This window comes from Oceanicaulis sp. HTCC2633, from assembly GCF_000152745.1.
In the GTDB taxonomy this organism is placed as follows: domain Bacteria; phylum Pseudomonadota; class Alphaproteobacteria; order Caulobacterales; family Maricaulaceae; genus Oceanicaulis.
Map to the genome: position 1 here is coordinate 606,655 of NZ_CH672428.1, position 23,646 is coordinate 630,300.

At 60.9% G+C, this 23,646-nt stretch carries 24 protein-coding genes; 8 read left to right on the forward strand and 16 right to left on the reverse strand.

Translation table 11 applies throughout. The features are described from left to right. Positions 1-24: 24 nt before the first annotated feature. From OA2633_RS02975 to OA2633_RS16010, 7 genes are all read right to left on the reverse strand, one after another. Positions 25-1,434, reverse strand: a complete 1,410-nt coding sequence (locus tag OA2633_RS02975; RefSeq protein ID WP_009801000.1) for an alpha/beta hydrolase — start codon at positions 1,432-1,434, stop codon at positions 25-27. 100 nt (positions 1,435-1,534) lie between these two features. Continuing rightward, positions 1,535-2,809 carry an ATP-dependent Clp protease ATP-binding subunit ClpX gene (gene clpX, locus OA2633_RS02980; RefSeq protein ID WP_009801001.1) on the reverse strand — a complete coding sequence of 425 codons (1,275 nt, stop codon included), beginning with the start codon at positions 2,807-2,809 and terminating at the stop codon, positions 1,535-1,537. A 243-nt stretch (positions 2,810-3,052) separates the two neighbouring features. Next, positions 3,053-3,676, reverse strand: coding sequence for an ATP-dependent Clp protease proteolytic subunit (locus OA2633_RS02985; RefSeq protein WP_009801002.1), 624 nt, complete (start codon positions 3,674-3,676; stop codon positions 3,053-3,055). Positions 3,677-3,857: 181 nt separating this feature from the next. Further along, on the reverse strand, positions 3,858-5,288 hold the full coding sequence (tig, locus tag OA2633_RS02990; RefSeq protein WP_009801003.1) for a trigger factor: 1,431 nt from the start codon (positions 5,286-5,288) through the stop codon (positions 3,858-3,860). Between the two features lie 216 nt (positions 5,289-5,504). Then, positions 5,505-9,536 carry a translocation/assembly module TamB domain-containing protein gene (locus tag OA2633_RS02995; protein WP_009801004.1) on the reverse strand — a complete coding sequence of 1,344 codons (4,032 nt, stop codon included), beginning with the start codon at positions 9,534-9,536 and terminating at the stop codon, positions 5,505-5,507. Continuing rightward, positions 9,536-11,197 (reverse strand): autotransporter assembly complex family protein, encoded by a 1,662-nt coding sequence (locus tag OA2633_RS03000; protein ID WP_009801005.1) that lies wholly within the window; start codon positions 11,195-11,197, stop codon positions 9,536-9,538. Before OA2633_RS03000 ends, OA2633_RS02995 begins: the two co-directional genes overlap by 1 nt. A gap of 150 nt (positions 11,198-11,347) precedes the next feature. Next, positions 11,348-11,518, reverse strand: coding sequence for a hypothetical protein (locus tag OA2633_RS16010; RefSeq protein ID WP_156776069.1), 171 nt, complete (start codon positions 11,516-11,518; stop codon positions 11,348-11,350). Positions 11,519-11,618: 100 nt separating this feature from the next. On the opposite strand from OA2633_RS16010, the gene OA2633_RS03010 reads away from it, so the two are divergent. Further along, entirely contained in the window at positions 11,619-12,914 is a 1,296-nt protein-coding gene (locus OA2633_RS03010; RefSeq protein ID WP_083783177.1) for an ATP-grasp domain-containing protein, read from the forward strand. Further along, positions 12,911-13,585, forward strand: a complete 675-nt coding sequence (locus OA2633_RS03015; RefSeq protein ID WP_009801008.1) for a gamma-glutamyl-gamma-aminobutyrate hydrolase family protein — start codon at positions 12,911-12,913, stop codon at positions 13,583-13,585. Before OA2633_RS03010 ends, OA2633_RS03015 begins: the two co-directional genes overlap by 4 nt. 52 nt (positions 13,586-13,637) lie before the next feature. Here the strand turns inward: OA2633_RS03015 and OA2633_RS15725 are convergent, their stop codons facing one another. From OA2633_RS15725 to OA2633_RS03030, 4 genes are read right to left on the reverse strand one after another with little or no spacing between them, the layout of a single operon-like run. Continuing rightward, positions 13,638-13,775: an entericidin A/B family lipoprotein gene (locus OA2633_RS15725; RefSeq protein ID WP_156776072.1), complete on the reverse strand. Its 138-nt coding sequence runs from the start codon at positions 13,773-13,775 to the stop codon at positions 13,638-13,640. Positions 13,776-13,835: 60 nt separating this feature from the next. Next, entirely contained in the window at positions 13,836-15,536 is a 1,701-nt protein-coding gene (locus OA2633_RS15150; RefSeq protein WP_009801010.1) for a sensor histidine kinase, read from the reverse strand. A gap of 2 nt (positions 15,537-15,538) precedes the next feature. Further along, positions 15,539-16,117 (reverse strand): sigma-70 family RNA polymerase sigma factor, encoded by a 579-nt coding sequence (locus OA2633_RS03025; protein ID WP_050752846.1) that lies wholly within the window; start codon positions 16,115-16,117, stop codon positions 15,539-15,541. Between the two features lie 40 nt (positions 16,118-16,157). Then, positions 16,158-16,376, reverse strand: coding sequence for a NepR family anti-sigma factor (locus OA2633_RS03030; RefSeq protein WP_009801012.1), 219 nt, complete (start codon positions 16,374-16,376; stop codon positions 16,158-16,160). A gap of 162 nt (positions 16,377-16,538) precedes the next feature. Here OA2633_RS03030 and OA2633_RS03035 point away from each other — a divergent pair, with 162 nt between their 5' ends. Next, positions 16,539-17,312, forward strand: coding sequence for a response regulator (locus OA2633_RS03035; RefSeq protein ID WP_009801013.1), 774 nt, complete (start codon positions 16,539-16,541; stop codon positions 17,310-17,312). A gap of 204 nt (positions 17,313-17,516) precedes the next feature. Continuing rightward, positions 17,517-18,257 (forward strand): PRC-barrel domain-containing protein, encoded by a 741-nt coding sequence (locus OA2633_RS03040; RefSeq protein WP_009801014.1) that lies wholly within the window; start codon positions 17,517-17,519, stop codon positions 18,255-18,257. Between the two features lie 472 nt (positions 18,258-18,729). Here the strand turns inward: OA2633_RS03040 and OA2633_RS03045 are convergent, their stop codons facing one another. From OA2633_RS03045 to OA2633_RS15730, 5 genes are all read right to left on the reverse strand, one after another. Next, a complete protein-coding gene (locus tag OA2633_RS03045) occupies positions 18,730-19,533 on the reverse strand; it encodes a formate/nitrite transporter family protein (RefSeq protein ID WP_009801015.1) in 804 nt (267 codons plus the stop codon). Positions 19,534-19,544: 11 nt separating this feature from the next. Then, positions 19,545-19,907: a hypothetical protein gene (locus OA2633_RS03050; RefSeq protein WP_009801016.1), complete on the reverse strand. Its 363-nt coding sequence runs from the start codon at positions 19,905-19,907 to the stop codon at positions 19,545-19,547. 10 nt (positions 19,908-19,917) lie between these two features. Next, positions 19,918-20,202, reverse strand: coding sequence for a hypothetical protein (locus OA2633_RS03055; RefSeq protein ID WP_009801017.1), 285 nt, complete (start codon positions 20,200-20,202; stop codon positions 19,918-19,920). Positions 20,203-20,247: 45 nt separating this feature from the next. Then, positions 20,248-20,457 (reverse strand): hypothetical protein, encoded by a 210-nt coding sequence (locus OA2633_RS03060; RefSeq protein WP_009801018.1) that lies wholly within the window; start codon positions 20,455-20,457, stop codon positions 20,248-20,250. A gap of 76 nt (positions 20,458-20,533) precedes the next feature. Further along, positions 20,534-20,710 (reverse strand): DUF1328 family protein, encoded by a 177-nt coding sequence (locus tag OA2633_RS15730; protein WP_009801019.1) that lies wholly within the window; start codon positions 20,708-20,710, stop codon positions 20,534-20,536. A gap of 255 nt (positions 20,711-20,965) precedes the next feature. Here OA2633_RS15730 and OA2633_RS03070 point away from each other — a divergent pair, with 255 nt between their 5' ends. From OA2633_RS03070 to OA2633_RS03085, 4 genes are all read left to right on the forward strand, one after another. After that, positions 20,966-21,475, forward strand: coding sequence for a Dps family protein (locus OA2633_RS03070; RefSeq protein WP_009801020.1), 510 nt, complete (start codon positions 20,966-20,968; stop codon positions 21,473-21,475). A gap of 59 nt (positions 21,476-21,534) precedes the next feature. Next, positions 21,535-22,725: a mechanosensitive ion channel family protein gene (locus OA2633_RS03075; RefSeq protein WP_009801021.1), complete on the forward strand. Its 1,191-nt coding sequence runs from the start codon at positions 21,535-21,537 to the stop codon at positions 22,723-22,725. Continuing rightward, entirely contained in the window at positions 22,722-22,988 is a 267-nt protein-coding gene (locus tag OA2633_RS03080) for a Rho termination factor N-terminal domain-containing protein (protein ID WP_009801022.1), read from the forward strand. Before OA2633_RS03075 ends, OA2633_RS03080 begins: the two co-directional genes overlap by 4 nt. Positions 22,989-23,077: 89 nt before the next feature. Continuing rightward, complete coding sequence (locus OA2633_RS03085; RefSeq protein ID WP_156776073.1) at positions 23,078-23,632, forward strand: hypothetical protein; 555 nt, start codon at positions 23,078-23,080, stop codon at positions 23,630-23,632. Positions 23,633-23,646 lie beyond the last annotated feature (14 nt).

Consider the following 23,646-nt stretch of genomic DNA (forward strand, 5'->3'; position numbering starts at 1 on the left):
TCAGCGCCCATGACAGTTCCAGCGTCAGCGCAGCTCGAACTCGGGTGCGGATCGCGCCTCCACGCATGCGGGCGGCTCGGTCTCCCCCAGCATCTCACCGGATGATGAAAAGAATCTAGCAGCCAGTGACAAAGCGCAGCCATCACCATCCCAATTGGTTGTTTCAGTATGAAAACCGGCAGGAAGGATGATCACACGGCTTCGCTCCAGACCGCGTGCCGCTTCGTAGGCCCAGCTCGGCGGCGTCAAAGCATCAAGTTCGCCCGCCAGAATGAGCGTGGGCGCCTCACTGACCGTCTGTTGAAGTTCTGTCTGAGGCCGTGCGGGCACATCCCATAAGGCGCAGGTCTCTGGGGTGAAAACCGCGCTGTCCAGGCCAGCGAAACTGTCCGAAAGCGGGCCATTGCGACGCTGTGCATAGGGCAAAGCCTCGCTGCACCAGACCGACAAACGCACGCCCCAGTCAAAGTCAGAGGCATAGGCCACGCCCTCGCCGCCCGTTTCCAACCGCGTCGCCTCCTCCATCAGCCGGGGCGCGCGCTGCAGGTCGGAAGCGCTTGAAAGCGGGACGCTGTTGACGATATGGCGCTGACAAACACGCTCAGTTCCGCATTGCCGCGGCGCGGCGTCTATCGCGCCGAAGAAACGCGTCTCAAGGTCTGGATAAGCCGTGTTGCAGTCGTCGCTCTGAGCGCACAGCTGCGCGACACGTCGCAAGGACGCTTCAAGGTGCCCTGGATAGGCGTCATCAAACTGGACCCCATGCGGCAGGGGCGAATCCAGAACCATTGACTGGACTCGCTCCGGATAGTCCCGCGCATAGGTCAGCGCCAGTCGCGTGCCGTATGAGAGCGCGAAGAACGACCATTGCTCGCAACCCAGAACCGCGCGGAGGGCTTCGATGTCAGAGGCGCTGGCGGCCGTGTTGTAAGCCTCTCGTCGCACACCCTGCGCCTCCAGAGCGGACTGACACTCGGCAATGACCTGCTCAAGGCGGGCCCGGGCCCCCGGTTTGCGGCTCACAAGCGCCGGTCCAATGGGCTCGCAACGCAGGGAAGGTTCTGCATGGCGCGTGCCGCGACGCCCCAGTATGACGAAGTCGCGCTCCGCGCTCCAAGGATAGGCGCCAGGATAAAGCGCTGCGGACAAACCGCCCACACCTGGTCCTCCCGGAAGGAAGAGAACCGGCGCGCGCCCCGGGACAGGCGCCTGCGCCCGCACGATCACCACAGGCAGCCTCAGCTCAAGGTGATCCTCGGGGGCTTCGCTCTGTGCGATCACAAGAAAGCCGCGCTGATAGCGCGGCCCGTTCACGTCGACAGGAAAAGGGGCTCCCTCCTCCACGGTTTCAAATCTCGGCAAGACCGATTGCGCCGAGCTCACGCCCGGCAAACCCAGAACGCCCGCCAGCACCGCGATGATGAAACGCCTCATTCCCGCCCCCTATGGCAAAAGGGCCGCTCCATGATGGCGCGGCCCTCGAGCATATGGATCAGTGCAATCGGGAAGCGAATTAACTTCCGGTAACGCGTTTCTAGGCGCCCTGCTTCGGAGTCGCCGCCTCGCCCTTGGACTTGGCGTAGATGTAGAGCGGAGTGGCGTCGCCCGTAACGACTTCCGCGTTGACCACCACCTCTTCCACGCCTTCAAGGCTGGGCAGATCGAACATGGTGTCGAGCAGGATGCCCTCCATGATCGAACGCAGACCGCGGGCGCCGGTCTTGCGGTTGATGGCTTTCTCCGCGATCGCAGTCAGCGCATCCTCGGTGAAGGACAGGCCCACGCCTTCCATCTCGAACAGACGCTGATACTGCTTAACGAGAGCGTTCTTCGGCTCGGTAAGGATCTGCACCAGGGCCGCCACGTCGAGATCTTCCAGCGTCGCGATCACCGGCAGACGACCGACGAATTCCGGAATCAGGCCGAACTTGGTGAGGTCATCAGGCTCGACCTCGGCCAGCACTTCACCCTGACGGCGGGCGTCCGGATCGCGCACATCGGCGCCAAAGCCGACGGCGGAGCCTTTGCCGCGCTGGGAGATGATGCCTTCAAGGCCGGCGAAAGCGCCGCCCACGATGAACAGGATGTTGGTGGTGTCCACCTGCAGGAATTCCTGCTGGGGATGCTTGCGACCACCCTGGGGCGGAACAGAAGCCACCGTGCCTTCCATGATCTTCAGAAGCGCTTGCTGGACACCCTCGCCCGACACGTCGCGCGTGATGGACGGGTTGTCGGACTTGCGACTGATCTTGTCGATCTCGTCGATGTAGACAATGCCGCGCTGGGCGCGCTCGACATTGTAATCGGCTGCCTGCAGCAGCTTGAGAACAATATTCTCCACGTCCTCGCCCACATAACCGGCTTCGGTCAGCGTGGTGGCGTCGGCCATGGTGAAAGGCACGTCGAGAATGCGCGCGAGCGTCTGAGCCAGCAGCGTCTTGCCGCAGCCGGTCGGGCCGATCAGCAGGATGTTGGACTTGGACAGCTCCACATCGCCATTCTGGCCAGCGTGATTGAGACGCTTGTAGTGGTTATGCACGGCCACGGACAACACGCGCTTGGCCTTCGCCTGGCCAATCACATAGTCCTGCAGGACCTGGAAGATCTCCTGCGGGCTGGGCACGCCCTCATTGGATTTCACGAGGGAGGTCTTGTTCTCCTCGCGGATGATATCCATGCACAGCTCTACGCATTCATCGCAGATGAACACGGTCGGTCCTGCGATCAGCTTACGGACCTCATGCTGGCTCTTGCCGCAGAAGGAGCAATACAGAGTGCTCTTTCCGTCGCCTGTGGTCGCCTTGGTCATGGCTGCTCCCGTCGGTCCCGCTGTGCGCCGTAGCGCGATTGGTTCGCTTTGGCCTTGAACGTCACCTTATAGCTCAAAGTGACTCGACCCGTTCCTGCAAGATCAAGGCCGGACCTTAGCGAAACGTTTCTATAGCGCATGTGATCACAGCCAGAGGGGGGGGATCAAGCATGCAAAACCGCGCTGGCCGTATCTGGCGCAGCGCGGCTTGAGTGCTCAGGACTGAGACAGGCCTGGCTTGAATCAGGACGCTTCAGCCCCGCCGCGCTTCTCGTACACATGGTCGATCAGGCCGAATTCCTTGGCTTCCATCGCATCCATATAGAAATCCCGATCCAGCGTTTTCTCGACTTTCTCGAGCGGCTGGCCGGTGTGTTTGACGTAAATCTCGTTCATCCGACGCTTGATCTTGAGGATATCCTCGCCGTGGCGCTCAATATCCGCCGTCGTGCCGCGGAAGCCGCCAGACGGCTGGTGCAGCATGATGCGCGCATTCGGCGTCGCAAAGCGCATGCCCTTGTCACCGGCCGTCAGCAGCAATGAGCCCATGGACGCCGCCATGCCGACGCAAGCCGTCGCCACGGGGCAGCTGATGTACTGCATGGTGTCGTAGATCGCGAGACCTGCGCTGACCGATCCGCCCGGCGAGTTGATGTACATGGCGATTTCCTTGTTCGGATTTTCCGACTCAAGAAACAGCAGCTGGGCCACCATCAGGCTCGCCATATGGTCCTCGATGGGACCCGTGACGAACACGATGCGTTCCTTCAGCAGGCGCGAATAGATGTCGTAGGCGCGTTCGCCCCGCGCACTTTGCTCGACCACCATGGGAACGAGGTTCATCATCACATCCTGCGGCTCACGCATAGCCAGCTCCTCAAGGAAAGCAGTGTTCGTCTAGATCGGCCTGATTTGGCCATGGACCCGCACTGTGGCAAGGCCCGCGCCTGCGCGCAAACCCTCAAATGCACAAGGCCCGGGCCTTTTCCCTCTCAGCCGAGAAGAAAACGACCCGGGCCTTGATGGTCCCGATCGGGTTAAGGCCGGATTAGTCCTCGTCGGACTTTGCAGCCTTTTTCTTCGGAGCCGCCTTTTTCTTGGCCGGAGCCTTTTTCTTGGCGGGCTTTTTCTCTTCCGCGGCCGGCGCCTCATCGTCTTCAGCGAACAGCGCTTCGCGATCGATCTCCTGATCGGTCACATCCGCCAGCTCGAGAATGTAGTCGACGACCTTCTCTTCGTAGATCGGCGCGCGCAGGGCCTGAATGGCGCCCGGATTCTTCTGGTAGAACTCGACCACTTCACGCTCGCGACCCTGGAAGCGCTGGGCTTCCTGGTTCACGGCGCGCGCCAGTTCTTCCTGGGTGACGTCCACATTGGCCTTGCGGCCGATTTCGGCCAGCACCAGGCCGAGACGCACGCGACGCTCAGCGATCTTGCGGTAATCGGTCTTGAGCTCGTCCTCGGACTTGTTCTTGTCCTCGTCATCAAGCTGATCGTTCTCGATGGCGTTCTGAACTTCGCGCCAGATCTGCTCGAACTCCTGCTCGACCATCTTGGCCGGCAGATCCACAGAATCATGGGCAGCATCAAGCTCGTCCAGAAGCGAGCGCTTGACCTTCATGCGGGACGCCTGAGCGTGCTCGCTTTCAAAGCGCTTGATCAGAGCGTCCTTCAGGGCGTCGAGATCAGACAGACCCAGGCGCTCGGCCAGGGAATCATCGATCTGGGTTTCGCCCGGCGCCTGAACTTCCTTCACCTCGGTGGCGAAGACTGCGTCTTTGCCCGCCAGATGCGCAGCCTGGTATTCTTCGGGGAAGGTCACTTTGACATCGACCTTGTCGCCTGCCTTGGCGCCCACCAGCTGATCCTCGAAGCCCGGGATGAACTGGCCAGAGCCCAGAACCAGCTCTGCGCCTTCAGCGGCGCCGCCCTGGAATTCCTCGCCGTCGATGGAGCCGACAAAGTCGATCACGACCTTGTCGCCGTCAGCGGCCTTGCCCTTTTTCTCTTCATAGGAGACAGCTTGCTTGGCCAGCTCCTGGAGCGCCTCGTCAACCTGTTCGTCCGCGACCTTGGCGACCGGACGGGTGAGCTTGAGGGTCTTGGGATCGATCGTGTCGAATTCCGGCATGATCTCAAGGCTGATTTCGAAAGAGAAATCCGCGCCTTTCTTCAGAACGTCTTCCGGGTCCGACTTGACGTCCACCGCAGGCTGGGACGCCGGGCGGATCTTGCGCTCGTCCAGAGTGTCCTGGGTCGCTTGCGGGACCAGCTCCTGAAGAATGTCGCCCATGATCGAAGCGCCGAACATCTTGCGGATGTGGTTGGCGGGCACCTTGCCCGGGCGGAAGCCCTTCAGGCGCACTTCGGGACGGATCTCTTCGATCTTGGCGGTCAGTTTGGCTTCGAGCTCCGACGCGGGCACGACAACCTCAAACGTGCGCGAGAGCCCTTCAGCGGATTTTTCAACTACGTTCATCTTGGCGAGGCCTTGTTAGAAAGCGGTCGCCGCCATGCACGGACACGCAAATACGCGCCGGCGGCGGCCGGGAATGAGCGCGCGTTATGTCATGCAGAATTTGCAGACGCAACGCCCAGCGGCGGTGAATGTGTGCAGCCCGCCCCTCCGGTTCGTGAAAACCGGATTGGCGGAAAGAGGCAGATGACGCCTTATCAGCATCATACCTGCTTCAACTCAATCAAAACTTCTGCGCCATTTCAGTGAGATTTCATTGCTGGAATCCCCGCTGACCTCCGAGGCCAGCACCAGCGAAGGCCTGAGGCGCCATTCGATACGCGCGGATCCGAGCGCCTGTCCCACACCCGATTCCAGCTCGAGATAGACATCGTCAGTCAGTTGCCGGCCACCCAAAACGGTAATGGCGCCGTCCGAGTTCTGGCGCACATCCAGACGGTCCACCCCCAATGCAGCGCGCACATCCGCCATCGCGTCCATCCAGCCCGCACCGGAAAGTTGGGCCGCCAGCTGCGAGGCTTGCAACGGACTGAGATCGGAGACGCCAGACCCAAACAGCAGGCGTGACAGGATTTCATCCTCGGGCAGGCTGGGCGTGCTTTCAAAATGCACTTCGGGCGCACGCACAGAGCCTTCCACCCGGCCCGTCACGGTCAGGTCTTCGGCCTCATGCCGCCCCTCAATGGCCAGACGCGTCTGATCGACCGGTCCGTCGAACGTCACCGTACCCGACGTCAGATCGAAGGGCGCTGTCAGCAGCGAGGCCTGACCGGACATCAAAGTCGCCTGTCCCGACAGCCGCGGGCGGTTCGCCGTGCCCGTCACATGCACATCCGCTGACCACTCGGAACTGAAGGCGCGACTGGACACCATCAAGCGGTCGTCAGCGCGCAGACGATAATCCAGCTCAATCCGGATCGGGCGACGATAGGCGCGGTCCAGCACATCAGGCCTGTTCAGCTCCTCCACCTCGATCTGAGGGATTGAGGCGCCGCCGCTTCCCGTCGGGCGCACATCCATACGCTGGATGTCGGCTTCCCCGGTCAGCGTCAGAACTCGACCTTCAAGGCTGAACTCCGCATATCCCGAGGCGCCGCCGGACAATTCGGGACGGTCGACCAGATAGAGCTGGTTCAGCTCAATTCGACCCTCACCCTCGACGCCATCCGAGGTCGCGCGGAACTCGGCCTGGCCTGTGGCGCCGCTTTTCCCGCCTTCACCGATCTGAACGCTGTCAATGATCAGAGCGCCATTCCGCCAGGACCCCTGCGCACTGATCGGTTCGAACGTTCGCCCTGCGAGTGCGGATTGCAGCGCCCCATCGCGGAATCGCACTTGTCCGGATGTGTCCATGCCATTGATTTCAGCGTTGACCGTAAGAACGCCTCTCAAAACTTCATCCTCGGGCATGTAGAGCGCCGCCAGCACTCCGACCTCCCCATTCAGGCGCACAGCGCCTCGCCAATCCGGCTCGAGCAGGGAGCCCGGGCCCGTCATGGCGCCCTGCCGATCAAGATCGATCTCGATCTCAAGGTCGGTGTCTGTGAAGGCTCCTGTCATGCTGGCGCCCGTCTCGGTCACATTCAGGCTCAACTCGCCATCCAGGGCCCCCAGCGCCGGCTGCGAAGCTGAGGACAGGCCCAAGACTTCCAGCCGGGACCGCCCGGTCCAGACCTCTGCCTGCCGCGAGAACCGCCCGGCGAGCGCCAGATCACCTTGCGCCTGGGGCAAATTGAGCAATCCCATCACCAGATCGGCCGGAATGGCGCTGAGATCGTACTCAAAATCAGTTCCGCTCTCGTCCCGTTCAAGCTCGAACTGGAGCCCTGCGCCGTCCAGCGCCAGACGACCGCCTGCGCTCAGCGCGCCCTCCCCATATCCGATCTCGAGCGGCTGTGGGGACGTCAGAGTGCGGTCCGTCAGTTCGCCGGCAAACTGGAAGGATGCCTGCAATGCATTGTCTTCATAGGATACCGGGCCGCCAACTGAGATGGTGAAAGGCTCTGTAATCGCCCCGTCGGCATTCAGCTCGAAACTCAATCCATCAACCGGGCCTGAGAGTCGCGCATTCAGGACGTTCAGCGTCACCCCCGACAGCCGGTAATTCTCAAGCTCAGCAGACAGGTCAAGCCGCCCCTGCATGAGGGCGTCGCGGGACGCCTCATACTCCAGGGACGCCGACCAGAGCTGGATGGCGCCATCCTGACGCGCCGTGACGTCAATCGTCAGGGCGTCCGGGGCCAGCAAGGCCTGACCCTGTACTGCGATATCCGCGAAACGCCCCGAAGCGACATCCACACTGCCAGCGCCGTCATACCACTCAAGATCGCCCTGCAGCGCCAGATCGCGTTGCGATGTTCTTGCGTCAAAGCGCCAGTCGCCTGCAAGTCCGCCCTCGGCCTGAGGATCGATCTCGACACGCAGAACGGGGTTTTCCAGACTCGTTCCGCCCACTTCGAACCTGTCCGCCTGGGCCTGGATCCTGGCGGAGAGCGCTCCATCTTCCTGCTCGAGAGTTGCGGCTCCGGCAATGACCCCAGCCAGACTACTGACGCCCAGACCTTCGGCATCCACGGCGTAATCAAGCTGACCCCGCCAGACGGAGGCGCCTTTCGGACGCTGCAACCCGCCTGCGACGCGCAGATAGCGTCCGTCAACATCCAGACCCGACAGCGCGAACCCGTCGCTAAAGTCGACTCGCCCCTCGCCCGTTATCCCGGTGGCGAGCGCATACGGCGCGCCTTCGCCCGTCAGGTCCTGCCCATCAATATGCAGCAACAGGCCGTCAGAGTCGCCTTCGCCTCTTAAGGTGACAGGTCCGCTCAGACCCTGCTGGACACGGCCCGCATCATCAAGCATGAGCGTGAAACGGCCGTCGTACTCCACAGGAGACAGGGATATTTCCCCACTTCCCTCCAGTGAAGCGCCCGCCGAGCGGAGATTTGCAGCGCCCAGCCGGACTTTCTGGTCTGCGCGCAGATACACTCCCTCTGCGGTGAACTGTACGATCTCGCCCAGCGCTGCGCCTGCTCGAGCGTTTGACAGCTGAACATCCTGCCCCTCGCCCGTCAGTTCAAAGCGAAAATCCTCTCCCTCACGCTCCAGCATGAACCGGGCGTTCGCAGCCTCAAGACCGATCTGGGGGTGGGTCAGGTCTTCCACCCGGAGATCTCCCGTAAGCCAGCGAGACGGAGTCTCCGGATCCAGACGCGCATCCAAAGCGGCGTGCTGAATTGAGAGGGTCTCTGGCAACACGAGCGCAAGCCCGTCCGCGTTCAGACTTCCCGTAATCTCGACAACGGGCGGCTCGGAACGGCTCAGAGAGACCTCGCCTGCCGCACTGGTGAAGTGCAATTGCCCGGTGCGGGGCTCCAAACGCCCCTGCCCTGTCAGCGAACCTCCAGACAGCAATGCCCGGACTGAAGACGGCAAAGACGGCCAGGCGTCGGCATCAGTATCCGCGTCCAGGCTCCATCCGCCATCTCGCCAACGCCCCTGCCCGTTGATGCCATCACGATCGCCAACGGTGAAGGTGAAATCCGCGGCGCCGGCCTCTGGGTCACCCTCAATTTCCGCCGCCAGCTCAAATCCAAGGCCCTGGGCGTAGGCCAGTTGTGCGAGAGGACTGTCCGATTCAACGAGTACCGACAGATTCCCGTCGATCACTCCGTCCAGATCCCGCGTCAGGTCAGCATTCAGCCGATCTTCAGCGCCATCGGTTCTGACGATTTCGGCCGTGAGGCTCAGCCCCGCGCTCACATCACGGGCCAGGGCGGCCTCGGCGCGCAGTGCAGCTCTCTGACCGAGAACCGGTTCCTCAAGGACCAGCTCTGGAACCAGCAGACGATTCAATCGAATCCCGCGCCCGCCTCCGCTTTCGCCAGAAGGCGCTTCACGCTCGGTGTCGGGACGGCGCAGCACGCGAACACGGCCTGCCTCAACCTCTTCAATCCGGACAGAAGACCCAAGAAGCGATCTCGCGCGCCAGACGATATGAATGTCCTCCGCCTCGAGCCAGACGCCTTGATCATCTGACAGCGTGAGACGGCCGACCCTGAAGTCTGAAAGCATATCTCCTTGCAGATCGGAGAGGTTCACAACGCCAACGGCGCTGATCTCGCGTCCATCCATCACTTCAATGACCAGAGCGCGCCCGGGTGCGTGACTCAGGCTGACAAGGCCAATGAGGAGCAGAAGCGCCAGCCCGCTGAACACAGCTGCGAGAACTTTGATAAAGTCAGCCGCCCGCATCAGAAGGCCTCTCCCAGACCGAGATAGATCTGTATGTCAGCATCTGAGGCGTCCCCATCGAGCGGGGTCGCGATATCCAGGCGAAGCGGCGCGAAGTCGAGATAATAGCGGACGCCCACACCCACCGCACTCCGCACGGCTCCGAAGTCCGGCGTTTCGTCGCGTCCGGCCCCGGCGGAGTCGACAAAGACGACCCCCCCCCAACGCCGCGACTTCCTCCACCGCAGCTCGACGCTCGATTCCACGATCGAACGGCCGCCGATCAGATCACCGTCCGCATTGCGCGGCGACAATGACTGATAATCATACCCCCGCGCCGAGCCGCCGCCGCCGGCGAAGAAGCGCTGCTCAGGGGGCAGGGTTTCCAGCGGGGCTCCGATAAGCCCGCCAGCACGCAAACGTCCGGCTATGATCAGCGATGAGGTCAGGCGCTGATAACGGCGTCCCTCCGCGACCGCCCTGAAATATGTGGATGACGCGTCGCCCGCCAGCAGCGTGGGCGAGACCTCCATCGAAACCAGGGCGCCTTGCGTTGGCGCGATCGCGCTGTCGCGCTGATCCCAGACCGCCCCGAATGAGACCGAGCCGGTGTAGACATTGAGATCCAGCGTCTCGTTCTCACTGTGCGAGACGCTCAGGTCCGCGCCGGCCGACAAGGTCAGCGTGTCTGTTATCGGACGCGAGACGCGTGCCCCGACGCCCGCCTCGACCAGATCGTAGGCATCGGTTTCCTCCCGTTGCGTGCGGGCCTCAAGCGTCAGGGCCTGCCCCAGACGCCGCCAATGCGGCGCCGTCAGCTCGACCTGAAGACCGCTTTGCACCGTCGCCAGGTTCAGATTGACATCAAGGGTCTCGTCGCCACCGAAGAGATTGCGGCGCTTGTAGGCCCCGCTTACGCCGCCCCCCTCACTCGTGGACAGGCTGAAACCGGCTTCCGCAACATGTCGGGGCGAAGGCGAGGTCGAGACCAGGACCGCTCTTTGTTGAGGGCCATCAAGACCGGTCGGCTCTTCCAGGGTCACGGCGGCGCTGGACATGCTTTCCAGCGATTCAAGCCGGCTTTCAAACACGCGCATCTGGGCAGCGCTCGCCGCCTCGCCTGTTTCGAATGGCGACAGTCGCTCGATAAAGCTCTGACGCCAGCGGGCAGACTGCAGGTTGATGTCCCCGAAACGGCTTTCGACGCCCGGGTCATAGACAAAGACGGCCCGTGCGCTCGCATCCGCATGGTCGACGGTGACAGTCCGATCCTCCAGTCGGGCGTCCGGCCAGCCGGAATTGCGCAGGGCTCTCAAACCCTCGGTCTCAGCCGCGAGCACATCTTCAGCGCGCACAGCGGCGCCGGACCAAAGGGGCAGCGCGTCCCGAGCAATGGTCGCCGCCTCCCGGCTCCCTCCAGCCTCGACCTCCAGCGCCGTGAAATGAAACTGTTGGCCCGGCGTCACTTGAAAGATCGGAGCATCCTCGCTCTGGTCCGTGATGACGCGAGCCGTGTAATACCCTTCGGCACGCAAATAGCGCACGATAAGATCCGCTCCGGCGCGCGTATTGACCGCGCCCGATTTGGACCGTTCCTCGATCAGCGATTGCAGGGCGTTTTCAAGAGCCGCGTCGTCAGAGTCATTGAGATTGACGGTTTGCGCCTGGGCCGAGGCGGTCATGGCGGCTAATGCCGTAAATGCGATCGCCCTTAGCAGCATCATCTGAAACTCAGTTCGTCCCATGCATGAAGAAAAGCAGCGGGGCCTTCGCCTCGCCGCTCTGGTATCGTATTCGCCTCAAACATGGCCAAAAAACAACAGGCCAGTTTGTCAGTCGTTGTGCAATTCCCCGGTCTCGAAGCGGATTTCTCCGTCCCCGAACTGAATTTCGACCGTATCAGACTGCGCTTCCTGCCACACCAGAACTCCCAGAGTGACGATCAGGACAAGAACAATGGCGGCTCCGACGAGGACGACAGGGCTTGGTTTTTGGTTTTTCATCTCCTGCTCCTTGCTGTTTCGTTGTGACCCAAACGCATACTTCAGCAAAAGGGTTCCGTAAAAAAGCGGAACCCTCTGATCACTCCGGCGTTTTACGCGTATGAAGATAATCGCATTGATCACCTATGGTCGCAGCCTGATGGCGCTGACCATGGCGGAATCGGTCCAACCGCTCGTCGACCGGGTTATTGGGCTGGACACCATCGGGCTGACCGCCCTGTCCTTCTCAAAGTACTGCGATGAAACGCGCACCGTGCGCGAACCGTCGGAGGGACGCGGCTATACAGAAGACATCGCCTCAATCTGCAGGGAGTTCGCGGATGACCGGGTCCTAATCATGCCCGGGTTCGAGGACATGGAGACGCTGGCGGAGCACCGCAGCCTTCTGCCTGCCAACGCTGTTCTGGCCGCTCCCGATCAGAATTCGATAGAGCAAGTCACCCCGAAGCATCATTTCGCCAAGCTGGTGAAAGAGCATGACATCAACGCCCCTGAAACCGAGTTTTTTGAAACCGAGGATGAGGCGCAGTCCGGTCCGAGCATGGACTTTCCGCTCCTGATGAAGCCCAGCCGCGGCGCTGGCGGCCGGGGAATTTCAAAGGTCGAGAACCGCAAGGCCTATGAGGCCTACCTCACCGATCATGCCCAGAGCTATCCGCTGTTGGCCCAGTCCCTTGCTGAGGGAGACGACTATTGCGTCAGCGCGCTCGCCCATGACGGCGAGGTGATTGTCATGTCCGCCTATACCAATCTGGAAAACCAGCCGCGCGAGGCGGGAGCAGGCGTTGTGCGGGAAACAGTGAGCGCCAAGCCCTTCGAGGATGATATCCGCAAGATCGCCCGGGCGACGGGCTGGACCGGCGTCTTCGAAACAGACTTCATGTGGAGTGGAGACGATGCGGACTCTCCCGCCGTCATTGAGGTGAACGCCCGCTTCTGGGCCGGTCTGCGTCATTCGACTCTCAGCGGCGTCGACTATGCGCGACACCTGGCTGAACTTACGCTTTACGATGAGCTCAAATCCACGCCAGGCACGCCCGAGATCGGCTATCGCTCGCAAGTCCCCCTGGCCTGGATCCCTTCAGCGTTAGACGGCGCCTTCAGTGAGAGCGACTATGCCAGACAGTTGTCAGAAAGCTGGGAGAAAGTGAAAAACGCCAAGGGATTCAGTCTGAAGAACTTTGGAAAACTCATCGCCTCCCTTTCCGACGCGAAGGCCGCCAAGGAAGCGCTCGAGGATGTGACCCATCGTGTCATGGACCGATCGTCCCTGGATGTCGACCTGCTCGCGAAGGATGATCCGGCTGCGGCGCTTGGAGCCCTCTTCATCGTCTCCCACCTCGCTAAGTTTGGAGAACTGCCGCCCGAAGTCAGCTTTGATTCCGTAGGGTCATGACCCGCCCTGTCATTGCATATGTCACGGCGCCCAAGGGCGATCTCATCCTCTCCTTGCTTGTAGGGGCAGTCATCAGACTGTCAGGCGGGAAACCCTTGCGCCTGCGCGAGGAACCCCGCAGTGGAGAACGTCTGTTTGACGGTCTGATCCTGATGGGAGGGCTGGATATCCACCCCAGCCGCTATGACGCAAGCATAGAAATCGAAAGCCGTTTCGATCCGGAGCGGGACGGATTGGAGATAGGCTGGCTGCAACATGCCCGGGACCAGGACCTCCCGGTTTTGGGCATTTGCCGCGGTCTGCAGATGCTGAACATCTTCTATGGCGGGGACCTGCATCAGAAGCTCGACCCCGAGCTGACCCGAGACTGGCCGAACGGACCCTTGGGCTACACGTTATTCCGGAAGCCGATACAGCTCACAGGCCAGAGCTTCCTGTCAGACGTCTTCGCCCCGTACGAAACGGTCAGCGTCAACAGCCTGCACCGCCGGGCCGTCAGAACGATCGCCCCCGGATTTCATGCTACCGCCTGCGGCGAACGGGGCGGGGTCCAGGCGATCGAAGCGGACAACGCGCCGCTGCGGCTGGGCGTCCAGTTCCATCCCGAACTCCTGGTCTACAGAGCGGACATGCGTCGCTTGTTTCGAGCCTTCATCAAGGCCTGCGCATAAAAAACGGCCCCGTCTGAGGACGGGGCCGTTTTGCATAAAGGCGCGGAAGACCCTAGTTGCGGTTTTCCTCGGCGGTGTCCTCAATCGCGTCACCAGCTTCTTCAATGTCGCGACCGGCGCCCGCAATCGTGTTGCAGCCGGTGAGGATCAGCGTGGACACGGCCAGAGCGCAAAGCATAGCGTACTTCATTATAGCCTCCTTTTTTATGGCCTATTTGAAACGAACCAGACCATCAGAGGTTCCCTGTACTCAGCTCTTTTCTTCGCCAACCCGCAGCACAAAATCCATACCGCCTTCAGCATTGGCCTCAGACCAGGTTTCACCGTCCACCTGCATGGCGAACGCCTCCATCAGGGACGACCCTGTGCCCTGAGACGCCGTATCAGACATGCCCACGCCATCATCACGGATGCGCAAGGTCAGATCCTGCGCCGAGCTGGCAGTCAAAGACACGATAATGCGCCCGCTATTGCGGTCCTGGAAGGCATGCTTGTAGGCATTGGTGACCGCTTCAGTGACGAACAGGGCGATCGGAACAGCCGTATCAGGCTCAAAGGCGACGTCCTCACACTCGGCCTGGACAGAGATTGATCGTGAACCGTCATCACTGACCTGTTGCAAGTTCATGGCGAGCTCTGACAGGAAGCCGGGCATGTGCACCGCGCGCAAATCATCAGCCTCGTACAGGCTCCTGTGAACGAGCGAGAGCGCATTGATCCGCCGGCGCGCCTCCATGAGCGCGGAGCGCCCCTCCCCATCGGCCATTCGGCCCGCCTGCAGGTTGAGCAGGCTCACAATGATCTGCAGGTTGTTCTTCACCCGGTGGTGGATTTCCCGAAGCAGGGCGCCGCGTTGCTCCACCGAGGCCTCCAGCTCGCTGTGTTGCTCTTCAAGCGAGGTGGCCATTTCCGACATCGTATTCGCGAGTTCGCGTATTTCACGGGGCGCGTTCTGGGCGCGGATGGGCACAACGTCCAGACGCCCGCTGCCATACACGGCCGCGATCCGACGAAGATACCCCAGCCAGCGCAGCACGTAGTGATCCACGGCGAGCCAGACACTGGCGAGAGCCAGAGCGTACATGAGCAAAGGGATCAGGAAGGTCGCGGCGACCGACACCAGACCCCACTGTGTCACAGGCGCAGGAGATATCAGGAGAAGCGCCAGCTCATCCTCGACCAGGGGCGTCAACACCGCCGGGCGCTCACCCCCGTCCATCGACAGGCGCAGGGGTTCGGGACGGGACAATCCCTCAACCCGCCCGAGCAGGTCATCCTGCAGCTCTATCGCCACAGGCTTGAGGACACGCGCCGTATCGACTTCACGGGCTTCGGAGGGCGTCACGAGCACCACCTGACTCCCCTCGGCCACAGCATTGTCGATCAGGTTGCGAGACGCCTGCAGCACATCAATCGCTGCGGCCGCTGCGCCTCTGAATTCGCCCTCCTGCCCCAGTCGGGAGGCGACAATCAGAATCGGTCGTCGTGTGACGCGTCCCAGCGTCACGCCGGAAACAGAGCGTTCCGCCCCATTCTGCAAACTCTGATGCCAGTCCTCAGTACTCAGATCGAGCTGCCGGGCGTCCTCCAGGGCGGAACAGATGATCTCGCCATTGGCATTGGTCAGAGCGATATTTGTGAGAACCGTATCGCCGCCTGCAATCTGGGCCATGGCCCGACTGCAGCCGCCCGGCGCACTCATGAAAGCGAACCCGCGAGTCGATACGGCATCAATGATGCCTTGGGCCCGAGATATGGATTCATTGAGTTCTGACGCAGCAAGCGCGCCCAGAATGATCATGCGATCCCTCTGAACGCGCTGCTCTTCCCGCGCCTCGCTCCAGGTTTGCGCCATGGCGATCAGCAATAGGGGAAAAAGCGCCACAGCCAGCACCAGAGCGAGCACGAACCGCAATCGCCCGGTCATTTCCCCGCCCGGTTTGAACGGCATGCCTACCGAGCCTGTTCAGCGAGGTCGCTGACCTGATCAAGAAGCGTGTCGACGGCTTCTGAGGCGGCGATGCCATCTGAATTGGCCTTGGCGGCCGGTCCGGCCTTCATGATCCCTTCCAGAGCGAGACGCGCCCGGGACACACGGCTTTTGACGGTCCCTATCGCGCAATCGCAAATTTCAGCGGCTTCCTCATAGGAATACCCGCCCGCACCGACCAGGATCAGGGCTTCGCGCTGGTCATCAGGAAGCTCGGCAAGGCCACGACGCAATTCGTCCAGCGCCACGATCTGTTCCTGATTGTCCACTGCAGGCAGCGTGCGCTCCGCCAGTTCCTGATCCCACTCGGCCTGCCGCCAGGACCGGCGCTTGTCGGAGTAGAACTGATTGCGGACAATGGTCAGGACCCAGGCGCGAAAATTCGTGCCCGCCTTGAACTTGTCCCGTGCAGACCAGGCTTTCATCATGGCGTCCTGCGCCAGGTCGTCTGCGCTGGCCGCGTCGCCAGTCAGGCTTCGTGCGAAGGCGCGCATATGGGGGATCGCATCCGTCAGCTCTTTTCGAAACTGCGGCTGGGTCATCAATTCGGACGGCGACAGGCCGACCTTTTCTGAATCGACCTTACTCACGGGCGCCGCCTTTCTGGTCGCCGCGCTTGGCCTCGCCTTCTTCGAGACGGTCAAGCAAATCGGCAAAATCGTCAGGGACGCCTTCGTCCAGCACGGAATCAAACATGTGGCGCAATCCTGCGCCAATGTTTTCCTGCTGCTTGCGGGTCCGCTGCACGAGCGAGGGATCCGGGGCGCTCCGGGCGCCATTCTTGTCCTCTGACATTGCCATTCTAAGTCGCCATTCTCATGTCTTCATTTATGGTCGATAGGACCGAATTACATAAAAGAACGCAGGTTCCCTGATCGGGTTCCCAAAAAACTGAATCTTTTTTGGAACCCTTTCGGAAATCGGTCGTTTTGTACCGACATAGTTTTGTGGGGAGAGCCCAGAATGAGTTTCGTTTCAGCAATTCGCGCACACATTCCCTATCTGCGCAGATATGCTCGCATCCTGACCGGTTCTCAGCAAAGCGGCGACGCTCATGTGCGCGCTTGCCTAGAAGCCGCCGTTGAAGGCAATGAAGAGCTAGGCCATGACCTGCCGCCCCAGGTCGCCTTGTTCCAGTTATTCCATGCCTGCTGGAATCCCGAACTGGATACGAGCGATCTCCAGGATGAGGCCACCCCGCTCTCGCACGTCACCCCCAAGGCCCGCCAAGTCATGCTGCTGACATCCGTCGAGGGCTTCTCGATTGAGGATGTCGCCAAGATCCTGCGCATCGATGACGCAGAGGCCCAGTCGCTTCTGGTCTCAGCGCAACAGGAGCTGAACGCTGGTCTCGCCACGCGCGTCATGATCATCGAGGATGAGCCCGTGATCGCCCTGGATCTGCGGGCCATCGTGGAAAACGCCGGCCACAGCGTGACCGGCGTGGCAAGGACCCGGGATCAGGCCGTCGCGCTGGCGCAGAAATCTCCGCCGGGCCTCGTGCTGGCTGACATCCAGCTCGCCGACGACAGCTCGGGCATTGATGCGGTCAAGGATATTCTTGATGAAATGAATGTTCCGGTGATTTTCATCACCGCCTACCCTGAACGTCTTCTGACCGGTGAAAAACCCGAGCCGACCTACCTCGTGACCAAGCCTTTCATGCCGGAAACCGTGTCCGCCACGATCAGCCAGGCCCTGTTCTTTTTCGAACGCAAGTCGGTTGCAGCTGAGTAGACCCCCGCTTTCCCCATTTGAAAAAGGGCGCTGCGAATTTATTCGCAGCGCCCTTTTCTTTGTCATGCCGCAAACGCAAAATCCAGACACATTAAAGACATGATGAATTCACGAGATTGCCTGAAGAGAATCCGGAACACATAAGCATGCTCAACGTTTCCTTATTGCGTTCGACTTGATCGCTAGCAATGAAGGAGAGACATTATGTTGAACAAGCTGATGCTGACCACCTCGATCGCTCTGATTTCCACCACCGCTCTGGCGACGGCGCAAGCCCAGGACGCCGGGATGCAGGCCGAGATGGAGACGAGCGCAGAAGCGACGATGTCCAGCGACATGGTCAAGGCGTCCGACATTGTCGGCGCAGACCTTGAATATGCGGACGGTGCTTCGGCCATCACGGACATTCGCATGAATGACGCCGGCGACCCGGAAGCGCTCGTGATCTCACGTGGTGGTTTCCTGGGACTGTTTGACGAGGAAGTCGCCGTCTCCACCGTCGCCGCCAGCATCGCTCATGACGCAGAGGGCGAGCTGGTCGTCACCGCATCTCTGACCGATGCGCAGCTTGAAGACGCCGAAGCCATCCAGGACAGCCCGTTTGTGGTCTCGATCGAAGATCAACGCGAGGATGGCGACCTGTTTTACAGCGATCTCACCGGCGCTGCGATCCTCAACGACGCCGGCGAAACCATCGCTCACCTTGAGGACGTGAAGTTCACGCTGAGCGGTGAAACCGAATACGCGATCATCCGCGACGGCGGCTTTCTGGGCCTGGGCGGCGAAGTCGGCCTTGTCGACTTTAACGAGCTGGAACTGGCCTATTCCGCCGAAACCGGTTGGACCGTGACGTCTGACATCACCGGCGATGACGTGCGTGTGATGGAAGAGACGCCCATCAATACCGGCGCCTATCTGGATGGCCGTCAATTCCCAAGGGGCTGACCAACCCCAAACTGGGGGCGCGCTTCGGCGCGCCCCCTTTTTTGTTCACGATAGGCTGCTCTGACTTATTCCGTCGGCAAAGCAAACGCAGCTGCCGTGAAAGTCTGCCTGATGTCTCTTTGCTCACAGATCTCGCCGTATCGATCATCAGAGGTGGAGCCTGTCTGATACAGACAGCGGAACGGTCTGCTCCCTCTTTCGAATTCACAAGCCCGTTGATGACGGCGCGCTGGCTCAACTTCAGTTCCACTGACCTGACGGGCTTCTTGCAACGCATTGTGAGCGTTTCAGGGTTCCAGAACAGCGCCAACAAAGAAGCCGCCCTCATATGGAGGGCGGCTTCAAAAGCGGCTGCGCAAGGCCGTCAGGGGGAGGGTCAGCCTTCGCAGCTGGGTCGTCAATCATCCCGGCGGGGACCGGGATATCCGACTAACGCCCCGGTGCGAACGCGGTTCCCTGAAATCTGGACTCTCTAATCGATTTCCTCGTGCACCTGGCCATAGGCCAGACCTGCAAACAGAGCGGCGCCGCCCAGCGTATTGCCGACAAGCACGGGCAGGATGAAGGCCAGCCCCTCCCCTGCGCCCCAGACGCCGGCGACAATCAGGACAGTCGTTTCGACCGTCCCCGCCACGATATGCGGGAAACCGCCCGCCCCCACCAAATAGGTCACGATGAAGACCGCGCCGAGCTTCTCGTAAGGCAATCCTGGCAGCGACCAGGCCATCAGGCCAATGAGGAATCCGGCAGGCAGGGCCGAAATGAAGTTCCCCAAAGCATCCCTGTGTGTGATGTGAGAGGATGCTGAGACCATCGCCTCGAACAGATCCGGCTCGGTCACATGCGATAGCACAGCCCCGATGGCGACCGCGCCAACGAGATTGCCGAACAGGACAATCGCCCACAACCGCCCCAGAAGACGGACGGAGCGCCAGCGACGATTCTTGGTGACCGGCAGGACCGCGGTCAGCGTATTCTCCGTGAAGAGCTGCATGCGGGCCATGGCGATCAGAAGAAAGCCCGCCGGGTACCCCACGGCGATCGCCAGCGAGCTCCAGGACGCGTCTCCGACCGCTTTCTCGATCGCCCCCATGAGCAGCACGGACGCGCCCATGGCCAGACCGGCTGTCAGCGCCGAGTACAGCAAGGAGCTGGAGGGGCGAAGCAGCTCTTCCTTCCCGGTCTCCGCAATGACGGAATAGAGGGTTTTGGACGCAATTTCGCTGCGCGCCGCAAGTCGCTTGGCGCGCAGCTCATGATCAGTTTTCTTTGACAAGGGCAGACCCTTTATTTGGAAAGCGCGAACCGGGACAGGGTTTCCATGGCGAGCTTGGGTTTTCGAGCGAGAAGTGCGCCGAACCCCATCAGCGTCGCCGTTGTTTGCAAAGGCTTGCGCTTCATGGCCATCTCCACGAGCGCCAGGGGCGAGGCGGAGCTGGACGTCGTTTCAGAAGGCGGCTCTTTGCGGTTGGCTTTCCAGAGAAGGATTGCTGCGGCGATCGAGCCCAGAGAGGCATAGATAGCGCCAACAAGGGCGCTGGCCACCCACGGGGAGTACTGGACTGACGCCCAGCTCCATCCCGCATGGGTGGCGAACACTGCGCCGATGATCGGGCCGATCAGGGCAATGACTATCAGCAGTGCGTTCACGATGCGCTCCCTAGCGGCGCATCAGCAATGCGCCGAGAAAGCCGGCGCCGATGGCGGCGCCGCAAGCGCCCAGCGGGTTTTCACGAATAAGTTCGCGAAGCTGGTCCGGGGCCTCTTCGGCGGCTTCCATGCCATCCTCCAGCACGGATTTGCCGGCCTTCACGCCGTTTTCTCCGCTCTGCTGGACAATCTTAGACAGATCACCCACCAGCTGGTCCATGTCCTCGCGCAGAGAATCCAGATCCGCTTTGAGTTCTTCAGTTGTAATGTCGGGTTTAGCAGCGGCGCGTGCCATTTTGCTCTCCTTTTCTGAAGTCTGTGAGTGGGCGATAAGTCTGTCTTAGCGGGACGGTTCGTCCGTGGCCTCTTCAGCTTCATCCACGGCTTCGTCCACTTCCTCGCCGGCGTTCTCGAAGGTGTCCTGGTCCTCGCCAGTCACATTCTCGACCGCCTCATCCATGTCTTCGCCTGCGTTTTCCGCCGGACCATCAGAACAAGCGACAGCCGTCAGCAGGAACGGAGCGGCGAACAGGGGGACAAACTTTTTCATGATTTCAATTCCTTCACGTCTATATGGCGATGCGGCTGCGGGGGTCCGCCCCGCAGCCGTGGCGATCAGTCCAGGGTCAGGCTCGCGGCGTCCGACCACGCAGTGCGCCAAACAGCAGCGACACCACGAACAGAACCAGGAAAACGAAGAACAGCACTTGCGCGATAGAGGCCGCGCCGGCTGCAATGCCGCCAAACCCGAACAGGGCTGCGATCAGGGCGACGACGAAAAATCCAAGGGCCAGTCTCAGCATGGGTTAGCTCCGTGTGTATCAATCAGGCCCCCAATCAACGCATCGACCCTCAACAGGTTCCAGAAAACTCCAAAATCATTTCAAAATTTCGCGCGTATATATAAAGCATACATTATCTCATTCAGGGTCGCCGGAGCACTTGGCAAGCTATTGCAAAATTGCGGCAGGCGCTGACTGCAGTTTTATTCTCCCTCTCCGGGAACCTTAACGCATCCGTCCGCGTTTATCGGTCCCGCAACATGATGGAGATTGATAATGAGCAGCGCCGCTCTTGCTTCCAAAACCGCTCAATTTGATCAGAAAGCCGGCATTCAACCTGAAGACCGCTCCAAGATCGCGAGCGAGCTGGGCAAGGTCCTGGCTGACAGCTACATGCTCTTCATCAAGACCCAGGGCGTTCACTGGAACGTCGTCGGCCCCACCTTCTACAGCCTGCACAAGCTGACTGAAGAGCACTACGGCAACCTCTATGCCGCCATCGACGAGATCGCCGAACGCATCCGCGCCCTGGGCGAGAAGGCCCCGGCCTCTTATCGCAAATATGGCGAGTTGTCCGACATTCAGGATTATGACCTGGAGCAAACGGCCGAACAGCATGTGAAAATGCTGATCGATGACCACCGGACCGCCGTCAAATCCATGCGCGGCGCCATCGAATGGTGTGAGGACAAGAAAGACTTCGTCACGGCCGACATGCTGATCGAGCGCATGAGCTGGCACGAGGAAGCCATCTGGATGCTCAACTCGATCATCGCCGAGAAATAGGCTGTCAGACGTCTGAAAAAGCGGGCCTTCGAGCCCGCTTTTTCGCGTGAGGAGAAACGATGAGCCAATCGCCAGACGCCGCCGCCTCTGAAGCCCTCAACGCGATGGAAGCGAATGTCCAGAGCGTGGTCGAGCAAGGTCGGAACACCGTCTCGGTCCTGATCGACTGGATCGCTGAGGACACGCAGGCCGTCACGCTCGCCCTGGCGATCACGCTTGGCGTCGCGGTCGTCGCAACCTTGATCAAATGGGGCGTTTCCCTGATCCGGCAGCGCTCCGAACAGAGCAGTCTGGCGTATGTCTTCCTGGGCGCCGCGGATCGCTTGTCCGCCATGACCTTTCTGGTCGTCGGCGCGGTGATCGGTCTTGGGGCGACCGGCGCGCCATCCCAGGTCATTGATGCAACCTGGTATATCCTTGGGCTCATCCTGATCATCCAGATCGCCGCAATCATACGCGGGCTTCTGGTGGATCTTGTCCAGCGACGCGCCCTGAAACGATCGGACACCCGCAGCGCCGTCTGGAACGGCATCGCGATCATCAAATGGGCGATCAGCACCTTTATCTGGTCGGCCGCCCTGCTGCTGGTTCTGGATAACGCCGGCGTGGATATCACTGCGCTGATCGCAGGCCTGGGCGTGGGCGGCATCGCGATCGGCCTGGCGGCGCAGGGCCTTTTCAGCGATCTCTTCGCAGGCGTGTCGATCCTTTTCGACAAGCCCTTCCAGCGAGACGACTTCATCGAATTTGGCGATTTTCTGGGCACGGTCAGCAAGATCGGCCTCAAGACGACGCGACTGCGCTCGCTCTCAGGCGAGGAAGTCATCATCCGCAACACCAACCTGCTGGATGAGACGATCCGCAATTACCAGCGCCTGGAGGAACGCCGCTGGCAGTTCCGCATTGGCGTGATCTATCAGACAGGCGCTGACAAGCTCGCGCAGATTCCGGACTGGATCGAGACCATCATCGATGAAACCGAGCAGGTCCGTTTCGAGCGCGCTCATTTCGCCGGTTTTGGCGACAGCGCGCTTGAATTCGAGATCGTCTGTCATGCCCAGAGCATGGAGTATGCCGTTTACATGGATGTCCGCCACGCCGTGAACCTCGCCCTCGTCCGGAAGTTCGCCGAAGAAGGCGTCGAGTTCGCCTATCCCACCCGCACTCTCATGGTTGCGCGCGGAGACGGCTCTGTTGTCGATCCCGCGCGCGCCCCCTCAGAGCCCTCTGAAACAGGAGACGAGCAATGACCAAGGATCATGGCCCATCCGTCAAGGACGACGAAACCTATGAAGCCTTGCGTGAGGACGGGGCCTCCAAATCCAAGGCCGCCCGTATCGCCAATGCCCAGGCGTCCGATGAAACTGACGCCTCGGCAAAGGGCGGTGCGCACGAACCATATGAGGAGTGGACCAAGGATGAGCTGTACGAGCGCGCCCAGGAAATCGGCATAGAAGGCCGGTCCGACATGACCAAGGATGAGCTGATCAAGGCTCTGCGCAACGGACAATAGCGCGTTCATCTGAACTTCAGCCTCAAAATATCGGGAACATCCTGTCTTTCAGCGCGTTTCTGAATTGAGGCTGATTTTTGGAGGACTGCATGTTCGTTACGACCGCTTTATTGCTGACAATGCAGACTGCGACTGTTCCGGGCTTGCAAAATCCGGGTCCTGAACCTGAGTCCCGGCTCGTCCTGAGAAACTTTACCGATCAGCTCCATGCCGAGTTCGGCGACACCAGCCAGAGCAGCTGGTCCATCCCGTTGGGCGGCGATGATAGCCCTTCGCTGGTTCCCTCCCTTTCTGCGCAGAATGAAAGCCGGAACGACAGCGACGAGCTGTCGGCTCTGGGGATCGGCCTAGAGCTTGAGACCAGCCCCCTCGCCTTCCGCTCCATCCGTCGTCTCAGCCTGATTGTTTCCTATGACCAGGAGACTGTGATCATGCGACCTGGCGGCGGCGGCGTCAGCGCCCTGACCCGTGTCGCGGGCGAAGTCGGCGTGGCCGACGGGTTCGCTGGCATCGGCATGTCCCTGAGCGAACATGGCGCCCTGACTGCGGGCTATATCCGACAGGAACGCGAAATCCGCTTCGGTGAGAATAGCTGGGAAGCGGAATCAAGCTTTGTCGGGCTTACCTATCGACAAGCCTGGTAGGCTGATTTTCAACG

Excerpts from the sequence above, each read along its gene's own strand:
- OA2633_RS02975 (WP_009801000.1), bottom strand. The coding sequence starts at position 1,434 with ATGAGGCGTTTCATCATCGCGGTGCTGGCGGGCGTTCTGGGTTTGCCG.
- clpX (WP_009801001.1), bottom strand. The coding sequence starts at position 2,809 with ATGACCAAGGCGACCACAGGCGACGGAAAGAGCACTCTGTATTGCTCC.
- OA2633_RS02985 (WP_009801002.1), bottom strand. The coding sequence starts at position 3,676 with ATGCGTGAGCCGCAGGATGTGATGATGAACCTCGTTCCCATGGTGGTC.
- tig (WP_009801003.1), bottom strand. The coding sequence starts at position 5,288 with ATGAACGTAGTTGAAAAATCCGCTGAAGGGCTCTCGCGCACGTTTGAG.
- OA2633_RS02995 (WP_009801004.1), bottom strand. The coding sequence starts at position 9,536 with ATGCGGGCGGCTGACTTTATCAAAGTTCTCGCAGCTGTGTTCAGCGGG.
- OA2633_RS03000 (WP_009801005.1), bottom strand. The coding sequence starts at position 11,197 with ATGACCGCCTCGGCCCAGGCGCAAACCGTCAATCTCAATGACTCTGAC.
- OA2633_RS16010 (WP_156776069.1), bottom strand. The coding sequence starts at position 11,518 with ATGAAAAACCAAAAACCAAGCCCTGTCGTCCTCGTCGGAGCCGCCATT.
- OA2633_RS03010 (WP_083783177.1), top strand. The coding sequence starts at position 11,619 with ATGAAGATAATCGCATTGATCACCTATGGTCGCAGCCTGATGGCGCTG.
- OA2633_RS03015 (WP_009801008.1), top strand. The coding sequence starts at position 12,911 with ATGACCCGCCCTGTCATTGCATATGTCACGGCGCCCAAGGGCGATCTC.
- OA2633_RS15725 (WP_156776072.1), bottom strand. The coding sequence starts at position 13,775 with ATGAAGTACGCTATGCTTTGCGCTCTGGCCGTGTCCACGCTGATCCTC.
- OA2633_RS15150 (WP_009801010.1), bottom strand. The coding sequence starts at position 15,536 with ATGCCGTTCAAACCGGGCGGGGAAATGACCGGGCGATTGCGGTTCGTG.
- OA2633_RS03025 (WP_050752846.1), bottom strand. The coding sequence starts at position 16,117 with ATGACCCAGCCGCAGTTTCGAAAAGAGCTGACGGATGCGATCCCCCAT.
- OA2633_RS03030 (WP_009801012.1), bottom strand. The coding sequence starts at position 16,376 with ATGGCAATGTCAGAGGACAAGAATGGCGCCCGGAGCGCCCCGGATCCC.
- OA2633_RS03035 (WP_009801013.1), top strand. The coding sequence starts at position 16,539 with ATGAGTTTCGTTTCAGCAATTCGCGCACACATTCCCTATCTGCGCAGA.
- OA2633_RS03040 (WP_009801014.1), top strand. The coding sequence starts at position 17,517 with ATGTTGAACAAGCTGATGCTGACCACCTCGATCGCTCTGATTTCCACC.
- OA2633_RS03055 (WP_009801017.1), bottom strand. The coding sequence starts at position 20,202 with ATGGCACGCGCCGCTGCTAAACCCGACATTACAACTGAAGAACTCAAA.
- OA2633_RS03060 (WP_009801018.1), bottom strand. The coding sequence starts at position 20,457 with ATGAAAAAGTTTGTCCCCCTGTTCGCCGCTCCGTTCCTGCTGACGGCT.
- OA2633_RS15730 (WP_009801019.1), bottom strand. The coding sequence starts at position 20,710 with ATGCTGAGACTGGCCCTTGGATTTTTCGTCGTCGCCCTGATCGCAGCC.
- OA2633_RS03070 (WP_009801020.1), top strand. The coding sequence starts at position 20,966 with ATGAGCAGCGCCGCTCTTGCTTCCAAAACCGCTCAATTTGATCAGAAA.
- OA2633_RS03075 (WP_009801021.1), top strand. The coding sequence starts at position 21,535 with ATGAGCCAATCGCCAGACGCCGCCGCCTCTGAAGCCCTCAACGCGATG.
- OA2633_RS03080 (WP_009801022.1), top strand. The coding sequence starts at position 22,722 with ATGACCAAGGATCATGGCCCATCCGTCAAGGACGACGAAACCTATGAA.
- OA2633_RS03085 (WP_156776073.1), top strand. The coding sequence starts at position 23,078 with ATGTTCGTTACGACCGCTTTATTGCTGACAATGCAGACTGCGACTGTT.